Genomic DNA, 14102 nt, shown 5'->3' on the forward strand with positions numbered 1-14102 from the left:
TGATCAGCAGTTACTGATGCATTACAGCCCCTGTGGCGGCGCTTTTGATGCTGTTCCTGCAGTGCTATCTGCGGATACGCCAAAAAATGTGGCGTCGGTATTGGCCAGCCCAGCCTTAATCGGCTGGATAATAATGCTGGCCTAGCGGCGGCAAAATGGCAGAGTCTATTGACTTGGCCAGGCGCTGGCACCTGCCCGGCAGTGACGTGTGGTAAGCAGCGCCAGCGCGGCGATTAGCTGTTTTTTCATGTTTGTTTCCTCAGGCGAAGTCAATGCGCAGATAACCCCGAGAGGTCACCGGGCCTTCTGCCGGTTTAGCCCCGGTGATGCTGACCGGATACACCTTGATGGTGACGTTGGCGCCGGCCTCTTGCAGCTTGAACGGCAGCACGCTGGAAAAGTCATTCGGCGTCAGCGGCCGGTCGTTAGCGTCGGTGATGACAAAGCCGACGTCCTTGTTATTGGAAACCAGCGCGTTGCCGGCGGTATTATCGGCCTGCACGCGCAGGGTCAGATTGGCGTAGGCGTCGATGTTGTTACACTTGATGCCCAGATTGCGCGCTATCGGATTCACCCCGCTGGCCTTGGCGCCGGCGGTTTTAAATGCCCCGGTAGAAACGTTGCCAAAGTCGACGGTAACGATCTGCCCGGCGTTGATCACACAGGTCTGCGGCACCGTGATACTGTAGTTAAGGTAGACGTTGGCCATTACCACGGCTTGATGGCTACAGCTGGCGCCTGGGCAGGCGCCCCAGCGGCCGAGGAAGACATTATTGGCGTAGGTGCCGTTGATCAACGGCCGGATAATCTTTAGCGAGGAATCCCAGGTTGTTGGCGCAGCCACACCGCTGTTAAGCCCGGGCTGGCATGTATCAATTCGTATAGCCTGCCGGTTAAAGGGTATATACCCAGCTCCACAGGAATTCCGTAAGCGGACGGCCACGGCGAAATAGTCATCAACCGGTTGATATACCCAGTCAGTTGGCGAGGTGCCGAAAGGGGGCAGGGTGCCGTCTATCTTACTGAAAGAAATAGATGTATAGCCGGGAGAGAAAATGCCAAAAAAGCCGGTGTCTATATAGCCAACGGAAAAAGTGGTACTGGGCTCAGTATGGCCCACCGCATTATCGGTTAACCCCAGGGTTTTATTGATCGACAGATTAATGGTCTGGTTGCAGCCGGAACAGGCGGCCTGCGCCGGGCTCAGCAGGCAAGCTGCGCCAAGCAGCACAAACATCCACATCGCTATGAAAGAAACGGTCATCACAGGCCTCCTGCCTTGGCATGGTTTATTGCTGGCTTTCGCTGCCCTGCGGCAGCCGGTAAGACACTTCACAACGCTCCACCGCACCGTGGCCGCACGCCACCTGCAGCTTGCCGCTTAGCGGCAGGCCAGACAGCTAGCGCTGGCGGTTTTCGCCGACGCTGCTGGCATCGCTGCCGTTTGGCTGCGTGGCGGTTCGCCGCCGCTTCTCGCTGCTGCAGCCGATTACATTACTGATATTCCAGCGAAAATGTGGCGTCGGCATTGGCCAGACCGGCCTTGACCGGCTGCGCGGTGGCGACGTACTGGCCGTAAAATTGCAGATTCTGCTTACCCGGCCCGGCCTTGAGCGGATAAATGCCGCTGGGCTTGCCCAGCGGGATACGGTTTTTGTCTTTATCAAGAATGGCCAGCCCGACGTTCTGTGCCGAGCCGGCGCCGGTTAGCGCCAGCAGGCTACTGTCGGCGCCGTTGGCGGTGCCGTTAAAGGTCATCTTGACGCCTCTGGCCCCGGCGTCGCAGTCTTCCAGCGTCAGGATAAAGGGTTTGGCCAGCGTCTCCGGGTTGACGGCAAACTGCTTGTCCGCCCAGTCGCCCATCTGTACCGTCTGGTTTTGCGAAGCCAGGCTGACGCTACAGGTGTTGGCAACCAGATTGGCGGTGATCGAAATATTGATCACCCCCAGATCGGCCCGGCAGTGGAGCGTGGCGAGCAGCGCCAGCGCGGCGATTAGCTGTTTTTTCATGTTTGTTTCCTCAGGCGAAGTCAATGCGCAGATAACCCCGAGAGGTCACCGGGCCTTCTGCCGGTTTTGCTCCGGTGATGCTGACCGGATACACCTTGATGGTGACGTTGGCGCCGGCCTCTTGCAGCTTGAACGGCAGCACGCTGGAAAAGTCGTTCGGCGTCAGCGGCCGGTCGTTAGCGTCGGTGATGACAAAGCCGACGTCCTTGTTATTGGAAACCAGCGCGTTGCCGGCGGTATTATCGGCCTGCACGCGCAGGGTCAGGTTGGCGTAGGCGTCGATGTTATTGCACTTGATGCCCAGGTTGCGCGCTATCGGGTTAACCCCGCTGGCCTTGGCGCCGGCGGTTTTAAATGCCCCGGTAGAAACGTTGCCGAAGTCGACGGTGACGATCTGCCCGGCGTTGATCACACAGGTCTGCGGCACCGTGATGCTGTAGTTAAGATAGAGGTTGGCGATAACTATCGCCTGATGGCCGCAACTGATGCCAGGGCAGGCGCCCCAGCGGCCGAGGAAGACATTATTGGCGTAGGTACCGTTGATCAACGGTCGGATAATCTTTAGCGATGAATCCCAGGTTGTTGGCGTAATTAAGTTGGCAAGAATCATGGGTTTACATGACGGGGCGCCAACTGCAGGGCTACTAGATGGCACATAATGAGCTCCACATGCACTTCGCGCACGGATAGCAACGGCGAAATAATCATCTACCTGTTGATACACCCAGTCGCTTGGCTTGGTGCCAAAAGGGGGCAGGGTGCCGTCTATTCTGCTGAAAGAAAACGACAGATAGCCGCCGAAAAAGCCATAAAATCCGGTATTTACGCCGGAAATGGTAAAAGACGTACTGGGCTCAGTATGGCCCACCGCATTATCGGTTAACCCCAGGGTTTTATTGATCGACAGATTAATGGTTTGGTTGCAGCCGGAACAGGCGGCCTGCGCCGGGTTCAGCAGGCAAGCTGCGACAAGCAGCGTAAACAACCACATCGCTTTGAAAAAAACAGACATCACTGGCACCCCGCCTTGGCATAGTTTATTGCCTGGTGTTCGCTGCCCTGTGGCAACTGGTAAGACACTTCACAACGCTCCGCCGCACCGTGGCCCCACGCCACCTGCAACTTGCCGCTTAGCGGCAGGCCAGACAGATACACCTGGCCGTTTTCGCCGACGATGCTGGCACCGCTGCCGTTTTCCTGCGCCACGGTGGCGCCAAACGGCACCGCCTTACCATTGCGCTGCTGCAGCATCATCAAGGCTCTGGCGCCAATGCGTGCCGCAAACTCGGCGCGTACCACTGCGCCTTTGGTCGGTATAACGTTCACCACCGCATCGTCCAGATCGGCATTGTCTTGCAGGGTGGTCGGGTCAAGCGCCACCCGGTTCAGGCGATAGGTGGTGGCGTAGGGCATCACCGCATAGCCGCGCCAGTCGGTGCTGACGCCGGTGGCATTTTCAACCGCTACCGCTTTGGCGCCGGCGGCGGCCACCAGCACGTTGGTATCGCTGAGCGGCTGGCTAAGGGTGACGCCGTTGGCGTGAGCGGTAATCCCGCCGCTCAGGCCATAGTTCACCTGCCGGTAGCCGCTGCTGTAGCTGTAGCTGAGGTTGCTGTTGCCGTAAGTTCCCTGGTAGTTCAGGTTGGCGCTGCCGTTGCCGCCGCCCCCGCGGTTGCTGTACCCCTGCATGACGCCGTAGGTCAGGTTTTTGCCCGCCAGCAGGCTACCGCTAACGCCGGCCTGCTGGGCCAGTTGCCCGTGGGTGTCGGTGTTGGCCGCATAGGTGGCATAAGCGGTGCTGGAGGAGCGGGTGATATCGCTGGCCGCGCCGCCGCCCGACAGCCACTTGCCAAGCGGCAGCGAAAGGTTGAGCGCCACGCGCTTATCGGCCTCTGCCAGCCCCGGACTTTTGTTATGGCTGTAGGAAAGGCTATAGCTGATGTCGTTCCAATAGGCGCTGTAGCCGGCTTGCAGCAGATCGTTTTTCTCGTCGGTGTGCCAATAGGTTTGTCGGCTGCCGGTCAGGAACAGTGAGCCATAGTCCCAGACCTGCTGGGTGATATTGACCTGCACCCGCCCCTTTTTGGAGTATTTGAGGTTGTAATACTGATTGGCCGTCGGCTTGACGTCGACCGGGCCATCCTGGGTGTTGAGCGAATAGCCACTCATACGGCGATAACTGGTGTCATCCAGCGTGTAGAAGCCTTCGGTCGAATAGCGGTACCCCAGCAACTGGAAGTTGGTTCCCGCCTCGTTCAGCGACTTGGCATAAAGGAAGCGCAGCGACTGCCCCTGGTGACGGCTGTCGTCCGCCAGGCGGCTGTTGGCCTGGGTAACGTCCGCCGACATTGCGCCCCAACTGCCCAGATTCTTGCCGGCGCCAAAGGCAAAGGCGGCATAGTCGTTCGACAGCTGGCTGCCGCCGTACAGCGTGACGCCAGCCGGCAGCCCCCAGATCAGCGTACCCTGGGCAAACCCCGGTTTGCCTTTATTGCCGTCGCCGCTGCGGTACTGCCCGGCGGTGGCGGCATACTTTATCCGCCCCTCGCGTTGCAAAACCGGCACGGCGGAATAGGGCACGGTAAAGCGGCTGATGCTGCCGTCGCTCTCCTGCACCTCGACCTTCAGGTCGCCGCTGGACGACGTGGGGTAGAGATCGCTAATGGCAAAGGCCCCGGGGGAAACGTAGGTCTGGTAAATGACATAGCCGTTCTGGTTGATGGTCACCTTGGCATGGCTCTTGGCCACGCCGTGCACCGTCGGGGCAAATCCGCGCAGGCTGTCCGGCAGCATATTATCGTCGGAGGCAAGCTGCACGCCGCGAAAATTGACGCTGTCAAACACGTCGTTGGGGCTGATGTGATCGCCCAGCGTCAGCTCGCCCTTGAGCGGAATGATGGCCCGTTGCAGGTAGGTGTTGATGTGCTGCCACTGGTTGGCATGCTGGCCGGCGCCGCTGCTGTATGACCAGCTGGAATTATCGCGCAGCCGCCACGCGCCCCAGTTGAAGCCGCTATTGAGGTTAAGAAAATAGCTATTGTTGGTGCTGGCTCCCCAGCTGTTACCACCGCTGAAATTATAGGTCAGCAGCGCGGCGGTGATGCCGTTATCCCACTGGTCGGGCGGGATGTAACCACGCACGTTATTCACCAGCATCACCTGTGGAATGCTGATCTTCAGCCGTTGCTTTTCAAAATCGAACTCGGACTGCGCACCCTCAATGACCTCTGGCAGCGGCAGGCATTGTTCGGGCTTTAATACGGTCAATTTGCTTTGCATGGTCATATTAACGTTCAGCGCGCTGAGCTGATTATATGACAGGCAGGGCAGCAGGCCGCTGTCATCATGTGCCGGCGCGTCTTTGTCTACGGGGACAAAGTTGATATTACGGGTGGCAACGTAATCGTCGTTAAGATAAAGCTCAACGTGATATTGCCCGGCGGCCTGCCCCTCGTCTTTTTCGAAACGCGACAAATCGGCGATAGCCGTAGGATCGCCTGACAGGAACGACGGGTTAAAGAATATCTCCGCGCTGACAGAGGCTGATGGCAGCATTGCAACCATAAATAGCGCCGGGCTGAAATAAGACCAGGTGCAATGGGGCAGGCAGCACTGTCTTAATCGCTGTGCGCACTTGCTAACAGCAAATGACCGCATAAATACTCCTTTATTTTAGGCAGCAGGTTCCCTGAGAGCCAAACAAGCCTCTGTAACACCTGTCCCTCGAAAATGTTTTTATTATTTCATTACGCCATTGATACTGGGCGTATTGGCGCCATAGTCATTAATTGTTTGGTATTTTATCGAGCCGTTAACGCCGGCCGGAATGGCAATGTCGGTATTGCTTTTGGGGGCCGCCATGGTATTTGGCAAATTGTGATTGCCAATATTAAAATTCACCAAAGTAATATAATAAGGCGTTGGATTATTAATGCTTATCTTGTTGCCCTGCTTATGGAACGTCAGCTTGGCCGGCGCATCTGCTGGCGACATCGCCAACCCCGCAGGGCGCACAAACAGTTTGATGCGCGACAACACGGCCAGTTGCAGCACGTTTTTGCCCTGTACCGCCTCGCGTTCGACCGCCGGGATCGCCTTGACGTTGATCCAGTAGACGCTTTCACGATCCGTCGGCGGCGTCTGGCCCACGTACATGATACGCAAGGTGTTTTCCCCCTGCGGTTTGCTGACGAACAGCGGCGGCGTCATGATGAAATCAGTGGTTTTTTCGCCGTTGGTTGTCTCGACCCAGGACTGAATCAAAAAGCGCAGATTCTTGTCGCTGTTGGTCACGGCCAATGAGGCCTGTTTGGCATCTGCCGGATAGACCACCCGCGTTGCCCCCAGCGCGATGCCACCGGCCTGCGCGGCAAAGCTGCTGATGGCAAGGGTGGAAAAAAACAACGTTAACCCCAGTTGGCGCAGTGATTTTTTGTTGAACACGCTGACCTCGTTGATGATTGATTGCCTTATTGATAGGTAAGAGCGAACCACGCCCAGCTATTGGCCTCACCGCCGGTAACCTGACGCGAGGTTGCGCGATAGCGAGCGGAAAAATGCAGCCTGGTCTCCCGGTCATTAATCATGGCCAGGCGGCTCGGCGGGGCGTTGGGCACCATCAGATCGCCATGGTCGTCAAACAGCGCCAGCCCGATACCGGGGCCACCCTGCGCGCCGTTGCCGGCTTTCAGCACCAGAGGATCCTTGCCGTCGGTCACGCCCCAGAAACTGACGCCCACCGCGTGGTAGATAGCCCGGTTGCAGCCAGTCAGATCGATACTGAATGCAACCGGAGGGGAATAGCTGCCCAGCCCGCTGAACTGGTTACTGCGCACGTCGCCCATTTCGACAATCTGAGCTTCGCTGCCGGTGCTGACTGAACAGGCTGCTGCCGTAATTGCACCGCGAAGTTTCACCTGCCCGCCATCAATGATGACGTGATGGCGATTCCCCGCCAGGGCAACCGCGGAAGACAGCATCAGCGCGGCAGAGATAATCGTTGAATATCGCAATGTAGGCTCCTTAACCGTCATGGCTCCGTGCGCAGTTCATCCCAAAGCGGAATGTTTATTGATATTGCATGGTAAAGGTGGCGTCAGCGTCGGCTTCACCTGGGGTAACCGCTTTGGCGGTGGCCTTGTAGCGTGCGGTAAAGTGCAGAATGTTTTTGCCGTCGGCCAGGGTGAAGGGGGCAGAGTAGCTGGCACCGTTCGGGATCAGCACGTTATCCAGATGATCGCGGATTTCGATGCCTACGCCCGAGGCAACGCCGGCGGCGCCGCCACCGGCGTTGCTGACGCCGAGCACGGTGTTATCGGTTTTGTCGGCCGCGCCGTTAAAGGCAACCGAGGCTTTGGTCGACACTGCGGTATCGCAATCCTCCAGCTTGATGGTAAAAGGCACCTTGCCGGAATAGTCGCCCGCAGCGGCAAACTTGGCGGTGCGATACTGGCCAAGGTTCACGGTCTGATCGGTAGAGTCTGCGCTCACCGCGCAGGCGGCATTGACGATACGACCGACAAAGTGAATATTGCCGCCATAGGTGGTTGCCGTGGCAGCCAGTGCCGAGGCGCCGGTAGTCAGCAGTGCAGTCCCGATCAATATGCGAGATAAATTCTTGTACATGAAATTTCCTTTTAAATTATTTAATGGGAATTGCGCAGCCAAATATCCAAATACGGGCAGTAGCCGTTTGGCCGGCAAAAGAATAATGATGACGGGAGGTTAAACGGTGATTAAACGGTGTGTTCTGATTTAAGTAACGTTATAAAACACCAATCAACCTGATATAAAAAACCTCTAGTGATTTATGCGTTATTTTTATTTATTACCTATAGTTGTTGCGATAAATATCGCCTATCTTGCGACATCCTAGTGACATTGTGTCACCTTGCCAGGAAACGCGCACCCGCAGGTAATGCGGGGTGTGGGGCTGAATTACGCAAATTGTAGCCATTGTATTTTCTGAATCAAACCGTCTGGTTGCTAATTTTCGTGTTATTTATTCCATTAATAATAACGACGATAATCACGCTGCGGTTTTATTTTAACTTGATGCTAATTTATTATCACTAAGTCGGTGCCTGTTGGTTTTTATATAACGGAGGCGGGAGGAAGAAGTTAAATTAAATTAAATTTATTCTTTGAGCGTTAAGGCAAACCTATATTCCTTGTCGATGGATTCTGCTGTTTCCCCGATTGTCGACCATAACAAGGAATAGATTAATGACGAAGCAAACGACGAAGTTCAAACTGGCGCTGGTGGCGCTGGCTATTTCCGGCTCGCTATTTGGCGAGGTGGCGTTAGCCGCCCCCGGAGCCGGCTCTTATGAGGCCGGCGGTGGCCTGGCCCCGGGTGCGGATTCGGTGGCGGTGGGCGCCGGTGCGGCGACGGACGCGTTGACCGATCGGCAGACCGCTCTTGGCGTTAACGCCACCACGCAGGGGCGGGGATCGACGGCGGTAGGCATGAACGCCGGGGCAACCGGCACCGAATCCGCAGCCTTGGGTAACGAAGCCAAGGCCAGCGGCGACTTTTCCACCGCGGCCGGTTATTACGCGTCGGCCAGCGGCGTGCAGGCGACGGCGATTGGCGAAGAGGCCAGCGCCAGCGCGGACAATGCCAGCGCGTTTGGCAGCAAATCCAAAGCCTCCGGCGTCAATTCCGTGGCGCTCGGCGTCGGTTCGGTGGCAACGGAAGATAACGCGGTATCGATCGGTGCACCGGACGCTACCCGCAAAATGACCAACATGACCGATGGCGTGGCGGCCACCGACGGCGCCACCGTCGGCCAGCTTAATACCGCTGCCAAAACCTTGCAAGATGGCATAGATGCCAACAAAACCGCTATTGGCGTCAACGCCGGCGCCATTGCCGACCAGCGACTGGCGCTGGACAAGGCGCAATTGGCCGCCGACCAGGCGGGCACGGCGGCGGTCAACGCCCAGGCCGGCGCAGACGCTGCCGCGACGGCCGCGGCTAACGCACAGGCGGGCGTCGATAAAAATGGCGCAGATATCGCTATCCATCAGCAGGCAATTGACAAGGCGCAGCAGCAGGGGCAGCAGAACGCCAGCGATATCGCGGCCAATAAAACGCTGACCGAAGGCGCGCAAAAATCGGCGGATCTGGCGCAAGCCACGGCGAATACGGCGACCACGGCGGCGGCAGGCGCGCAGCTGACGGCAGACAAGGCGCAGGCCGGCGTCGATGATAACGCGCAGAAAATTGCTAAAAACAGCAGCGACATCGGCAGCAATACGCAGCAGATTGCCGATACCACCAATAAATTCAATCAATTTGCCGAGGCTACGACTAATACCACCAGCGAACTTGACGGTAAATTGACGCAGCAGGCCGGTCAATTGAATCGCGTCGATACGCAAACGCAAAGCAACACCCGTTCGATTGGCCAGCTCAGCAGCCGCATGGATCAGTTTGATACTCGTTTGGGGCAGCAAGACGCCAAAATCAATCACCTGAACAAACGCCTGAATGCCGGCGTGGCCTCTGCGTTCGCCATGTCGCAGATCCCGCAGGTGATGACGCCTGGCGCGTCGATGTTTGGCATCGGTGGTGGCACCTTCCACGATTCAAGCGCCGTCGCCATGGGGCTGTCTACCGCCACCCAGGGTGGGATGGTGGTCAAGTTCAGCGGTACCGCCAATACGCAGGGTGACTATGGCCTGGGCGCCGGCGTTGGCTGGCAGTTTTGACGCACAGCGACCGCGCTGATGGCCGTTGATTGGCCGCGGCACCCGCCTCGGCCAACCGTCGGTTAACCGCCAGGGCGTTGATCCGCGATATGGGGTCACGCCTGGCGGCAGTATCGCCCGGTTGACGGTTTACCGGGCCAGGGCGATGTCTGCCGCCGTTGGTCGATTATGCAGATGGCATGATAAGGAGACGAGCGTGGCTCTACATAGCGTCACGGAAGCGGCAAAGCTGGTCGGCGTGACCCGGCGTACCATCTATCGCCATATTGCCAGCAACAAGCTGCAGATTGCGGAAGGTCAGGGCGACAACATCAAAATAGACACTGGCGAACTGTTGCGCGTCTATCAACTGCCGGCACAGGCGCTTACGCCAAACGGTGCGGCCATCCTGCTGGAAAAACTGCTGCTGATGCAGCAGGATATCGCGCTGCTTACCCAGTCCGTCAATGAGATCAAGGCCAGGCTTGGCACGCCGGCACCGGCAGAAAAACAGCGTGGGCTGCTGGGTTGGGTAAGAAAAGCCAAAAGGCATAATCCCTGATCCCCGGCTTTTTGACTGCCTTGCCACAGGTGTTAAGATAGGCGGTCTTTATACGCCACCGGTGTATCAGCATGTCGAACAGATTGGGGATGGCTTTGGGCAGAGGAAGCATAACGGTAGGGTGGCGTCGCATCGCGGTGTGTCTGGCACTGGGCCTGCTGCTGGCGGGGTGTTCCGGCAAAAACAGCTATAATCGCGATTATGACAAGCTGCCCAAAGGCAGCTATAGCGGTAAAACCTACACCGTCAAACGCGGCGACACGCTGTATTACATTGCCTGGATCACGGATAACGAAGTCAGCGATCTGGCGCGCATCAACAAAATCCGCCCGCCCTATAGCCTGGCGGTCGGGCAAAAACTCAGGGTAACCCCGAGCGCGACGGCGTCCTCCACTGGCCGCAAATCGGCTGGCCGTTCCTCTGGCACGGTATTGGCGAAAAGTACCCCGCCGCCGGGTGCCGCGCGCTGCTGGCGCTGGCCGACCAGGGGTAAAATCCTGGTCAAGTTCTCTAATTCCGACGGCGGTAACAAGGGCATCGATATCGCCGGCAGCCGTGGCCAAGCGGTGTACGCGTCGGCCACGGGCAAAGTGGTCTATGTGGGTAACCAGTTGCGCGGTTATGGCAACCTGATCATGATCAAGCACGGCGAGGACTTTATTACCGCCTATGCCCATAACGACAGCACCCTGGTGCGCAATGGCCAGCAGGTAAAGGCCGGGCAGAAAATCGCCACCATGGGCAGCAGCGGTACCGATTCGGTGCGCCTGCACTTCCAGATCCGCTATCGCGCGACGGCGCTTGATCCATTGCGCTATCTGCCGCCGCAGGGCAGTTCGCCATCATGTTAAACAACAGGCCGGTTAATACCGGCCTGTTGCATTTACGCTGATTTAACCAACAGTTCCGGCGTAATGTCGCCGATGCTTTTGGCCCCGGTCAGCGTCATCGCCACACGCATCTCCTTGTCGATCAAGCTCAGCAAGTTGGCCACGCCGGCCTCACCGGCAGCGGCCAGCGCATAGACAAACGCCCGCCCCAGCATCACGCTATCGGCGCCTAGCGCTATCATGCGCACCACGTCCAGCCCGTTGCGGATGCCGGAGTCGGTCAAAATGGCGATATCTCCCTTGACCGCATCGGCAATGGCCGGCAGGGCGCGGGCAGTGGACAACACGCCGTCCAATTGGCGGCCGCCATGGTTGGACACTACAATGCCGTCGGCGCCAAAGCGCACCGCGTCTCTGGCATCTTCCGGGTCAAGAATACCTTTGATAATCATTGGCCCCTGCCAGAATTCGCGGATCCACTCCAAATCCTGCCAGGAAATCGACGGATCGAAGTTGGCGCCCAGCCAGCCGATATAATCTTCCAGATTGGTTGGCGTACCGCGATAGGCCGACACATTGCCAAGATCGTGGGGCTTGCCGTGGATGCCGACATCCCAGGCCCATTGCGGATGGGTCATCGCCTGCCATACGCGGCGCATGGCGGCGTTCGGGCCGCTCATGCCGGAGTGCGCATCGCGGTAGCGTGCACCAGGTACCGGCATATCAACGGTAAATACCAGGGTTTTTACCCCGGCGGCCTGCGCTCGCTCCAGCGCGTTGCGCATAAAGCCACGGTCTTTCAGCACATACAGCTGGAACCACATGGGCCGATCGATGGCCGGCGCCACCTCTTCGATAGGGCACACTGAAACGGTCGACAGGGTGAACGGAATGCCTTTGGCGGCGGCGGCGCGTGCGGCCTGCACTTCACCACGGCGGGCGTACATGCCGGTCAGCCCGACCGGCGCCAGGATCACCGGCATCGCCAATTTTTCGCCGAACAGGGTGGTTTCCAGGCTTAGCTCGGACATGTTTTTCAATATGCGCTGACGCAGCGCGATATCGGCCAAATCGGCGGTGTTACGCCGCAGGGTATGTTCCGCGTAAGCTCCGCCGTCAATGTAATGGAACAGAAAAGGCGGAAGCTTAGCCTGTGCTGCGGCCCGGTAATCGGTTGAAGCGGAGATGATCATGATATCTACCTTACTTTTGTCGTTAACTTAGGTTCCCTTCAGAAAGCCAGCACCGATCCGACGGCCGCGGCAATCACGCCGTAAACCAGCATCGGCAGGACGGTCTTTCTGATGATTTTCCCTTCGGCGTTGCTAATGCCGAGAATCGAACAGACGGCGATGATGTTATTGAGGCACACCATATTGCCCATGGCACCGCCGACCGATTGCAGCGCCAGCGTCAGGTTGACGTTCAAACCGCTGCTGACGGCGATGGAGTGCTGAATGCCGCCGAACGTCAGGTTGGAGACGGTATTGGAACCGGAGAAGAATGAACCGAGCGCGCCGAGAAATGCCGAAAACAGCAGCCATCCGCTACCGGTGGTGTCGGCCAGCGCCTGGCCGATGATAATCACCGGCGCACGGTCGCCGCCTTGCATCATCATGTTGACCATGATCAGCGCGCCGAGCAGGGCGATAAACGGTTTACTGATGCGTGCGGCGGTGTCGCCGAACATATTACGCACCTGGCTGGCGTTCAGCCGAAACAGTGGAATGGAAATCAGCACCACCAGCAGGAACGGGATCAGCGCCGGCACGTACAGCGTTTTATAACTGGCGCTGACGCTGGTGCCCAGCACCTGCTGCAGGTTGATGATCAACGCCTTGCTGAGGCTCAGCTCACCCAGCCAGCCCAGGCTGCCTTGCCACAGGGGGGCGGTGCTGTTGAGCAGCGCCTTCAGCCCCAATTGGTGAATGCGGGTCACGATTAAAATGGCGATCAGCAGCAGCGTGGGGGTCATTGCCTTCAGCACCTGGCCAAAGGGAATGGCGGCGCCGGGCGTGTTGGCCGGCTCGTTGCTCAGGCCAATACGGCTACGCGCCAGCAGCACCGACAGCGTCAGGCCAATCGCGCCGCCGAGCAAGGCAGGGAACTCGTAATTTACCTGCGCCAGCAGTAGGTAGGGCACGGTACAGCTAACGATGCTGAGCAGGATAAACACCAGGTTATGGCGGATCTGTTGCCAGGAAACGATAAAGCGCAGAGCGAGGATCGGAATGATAAATCCGGCGACAAAATGAATTAACGCACTCAGCCGGCCAATGTCCAGCAGGTTGCCGTCACTCAGGCCCAGATTGGCGAAGCCAAACCAGGTTGGCGTGCCTACCGCACCGAACGAGACCGGTACGGAGTTCATTACCAGCGTCAGCAGCGCAACGCGCAGCGGGTTAAAGCCCAGGCCAACCAGGATCGGGGCGGCAATGGCGGCCGGCGTGCCAAATCCGCTGGCGCCTTCAATCATAAAGGCGAAGGCCCAGCCGATGATCATCAACTGGGCGACCGGGTTGGGGCTGATGTTTTCCAGCCAGTTGCGTATCACATTTTCAGCACCGCTGATCTGCATCAGTTTATTCAGCAGGATCGCACCGGCAATAATGGTAATTGGCGTGAACACCGCCACCAGTGCGCTGATGATGTTGGCGTGCAGCAGGAGCGGTGCGCTGCCGAACCACAGCAGTTGCACCGCGTATACCACCGCTGCGGTCAGCGGCAGGGCCAGATAAGAGGGCACGCCTTGACGTTTCGTCATCATCCATATCAATAAGACGATGGGAGCGATACTGAAAAACAGGGACATATCATCCTCAGAGGTCATTATTCTTGTAGGGGAGAGGTGTTACAGAGTCGTTAATTTCCACGGCGCGTTATTCTAATCACAACATAATGTGATGTTCTATGACGCATTTTTATAACAATCGTAGAGTAACGGGAAACAGACGTATCGGCGTCAGCGGTCGGCACCAGAGGGAACGGTAAACACGTTAAAAATC

12 protein-coding genes are annotated in these 14102 nt (G+C 57.8%); 3 read left to right on the forward strand and 9 right to left on the reverse strand.

The features are described from left to right. Positions 1 to 259: 259 nt before the first annotated feature. From ACCC84_RS20965 to fimA, 7 genes are all read right to left on the reverse strand, one after another. A complete protein-coding gene (locus tag ACCC84_RS20965; protein ID WP_371902242.1) occupies positions 260 to 1264 on the reverse strand; it encodes a fimbrial protein in 1005 nt (334 codons plus the stop codon). Positions 1265 to 1494: 230 nt separating this feature from the next. Continuing rightward, on the reverse strand, positions 1495 to 2010 hold the full coding sequence (locus tag ACCC84_RS20970) for a fimbrial protein (RefSeq protein WP_088499775.1): 516 nt from the start codon (positions 2008 to 2010) through the stop codon (positions 1495 to 1497). A gap of 10 nt (positions 2011 to 2020) precedes the next feature. Next, the gene (locus ACCC84_RS20975) at positions 2021 to 3022 is read right to left on the reverse strand and encodes a fimbrial protein (RefSeq protein ID WP_198773896.1); all 1002 of its coding nucleotides are present in this window, start codon (positions 3020 to 3022) and stop codon (positions 2021 to 2023) included. Next, entirely contained in the window at positions 3022 to 5667 is a 2646-nt protein-coding gene (locus ACCC84_RS20980) for a fimbrial biogenesis usher protein (protein ID WP_371902243.1), read from the reverse strand. The genes ACCC84_RS20975 and ACCC84_RS20980 overlap by 1 nt, the downstream gene beginning before the upstream one ends. 81 nt (positions 5668 to 5748) lie before the next feature. Beyond that, positions 5749 to 6453: a fimbria/pilus periplasmic chaperone gene (locus ACCC84_RS20985; protein ID WP_273870793.1), complete on the reverse strand. Its 705-nt coding sequence runs from the start codon at positions 6451 to 6453 to the stop codon at positions 5749 to 5751. A 26-nt stretch (positions 6454 to 6479) separates the two neighbouring features. Beyond that, positions 6480 to 7022 carry a fimbrial protein gene (locus ACCC84_RS20990; RefSeq protein WP_227745701.1) on the reverse strand — a complete coding sequence of 181 codons (543 nt, stop codon included), beginning with the start codon at positions 7020 to 7022 and terminating at the stop codon, positions 6480 to 6482. Positions 7023 to 7077: 55 nt separating this feature from the next. Then, on the reverse strand, positions 7078 to 7635 hold the full coding sequence (fimA, locus tag ACCC84_RS20995) for a type 1 fimbrial major subunit FimA (protein WP_004959089.1): 558 nt from the start codon (positions 7633 to 7635) through the stop codon (positions 7078 to 7080). Between the two features lie 600 nt (positions 7636 to 8235). Here fimA and ACCC84_RS21000 point away from each other — a divergent pair. From ACCC84_RS21000 to actS, 3 genes are all read left to right on the forward strand, one after another. Continuing rightward, positions 8236 to 9726 (forward strand): YadA-like family protein, encoded by a 1491-nt coding sequence (locus ACCC84_RS21000; RefSeq protein ID WP_371902244.1) that lies wholly within the window; start codon positions 8236 to 8238, stop codon positions 9724 to 9726. A gap of 196 nt (positions 9727 to 9922) precedes the next feature. Next, entirely contained in the window at positions 9923 to 10267 is a 345-nt protein-coding gene (locus ACCC84_RS21005) for a helix-turn-helix domain-containing protein (RefSeq protein ID WP_039991788.1), read from the forward strand. A 71-nt stretch (positions 10268 to 10338) separates the two neighbouring features. After that, positions 10339 to 11118 carry an amidase activator ActS gene (gene actS / locus ACCC84_RS21010; RefSeq protein WP_004959097.1) on the forward strand — a complete coding sequence of 260 codons (780 nt, stop codon included), beginning with the start codon at positions 10339 to 10341 and terminating at the stop codon, positions 11116 to 11118. Positions 11119 to 11150: 32 nt separating this feature from the next. Here the strand turns inward: actS and lldD are convergent, their stop codons facing one another. Both lldD and ACCC84_RS21020 read right to left on the reverse strand, forming a co-directional pair. Then, complete coding sequence (lldD, locus tag ACCC84_RS21015; RefSeq protein ID WP_004959099.1) at positions 11151 to 12290, reverse strand: FMN-dependent L-lactate dehydrogenase LldD; 1140 nt, start codon at positions 12288 to 12290, stop codon at positions 11151 to 11153. 38 nt (positions 12291 to 12328) lie between these two features. Further along, positions 12329 to 13909, reverse strand: coding sequence for an L-lactate permease (locus tag ACCC84_RS21020; protein WP_039991792.1), 1581 nt, complete (start codon positions 13907 to 13909; stop codon positions 12329 to 12331). Positions 13910 to 14102: the final 193 nt, after the last annotated feature.

Source organism: Serratia odorifera (assembly GCF_041448735.1).
In the GTDB taxonomy this organism is placed as follows: Bacteria; Pseudomonadota; Gammaproteobacteria; order Enterobacterales; family Enterobacteriaceae; genus Serratia_F; species Serratia_F odorifera.

What these genes read in the sequence shown, in the direction of transcription:
- ACCC84_RS20965 (WP_371902242.1), bottom strand. Translation starts at nt 1,264, where the DNA reads ATGACCGTTTCTTTCATAGCGATGTGGATGTTTGTGCTGCTTGGCGCA.
- ACCC84_RS20970 (WP_088499775.1), bottom strand. Translation starts at nt 2,010, where the DNA reads ATGAAAAAACAGCTAATCGCCGCGCTGGCGCTGCTCGCCACGCTCCAC.
- ACCC84_RS20975 (WP_198773896.1), bottom strand. Translation starts at nt 3,022, where the DNA reads ATGTCTGTTTTTTTCAAAGCGATGTGGTTGTTTACGCTGCTTGTCGCA.
- ACCC84_RS20980 (WP_371902243.1), bottom strand. Translation starts at nt 5,667, where the DNA reads ATGCGGTCATTTGCTGTTAGCAAGTGCGCACAGCGATTAAGACAGTGC.
- fimA (WP_004959089.1), bottom strand. Translation starts at nt 7,635, where the DNA reads ATGTACAAGAATTTATCTCGCATATTGATCGGGACTGCACTGCTGACT.
- ACCC84_RS21000 (WP_371902244.1), top strand. Translation starts at nt 8,236, where the DNA reads ATGACGAAGCAAACGACGAAGTTCAAACTGGCGCTGGTGGCGCTGGCT.
- actS (WP_004959097.1), top strand. Translation starts at nt 10,339, where the DNA reads ATGTCGAACAGATTGGGGATGGCTTTGGGCAGAGGAAGCATAACGGTA.
- lldD (WP_004959099.1), bottom strand. Translation starts at nt 12,290, where the DNA reads ATGATCATCTCCGCTTCAACCGATTACCGGGCCGCAGCACAGGCTAAG.
- ACCC84_RS21020 (WP_039991792.1), bottom strand. Translation starts at nt 13,909, where the DNA reads ATGTCCCTGTTTTTCAGTATCGCTCCCATCGTCTTATTGATATGGATG.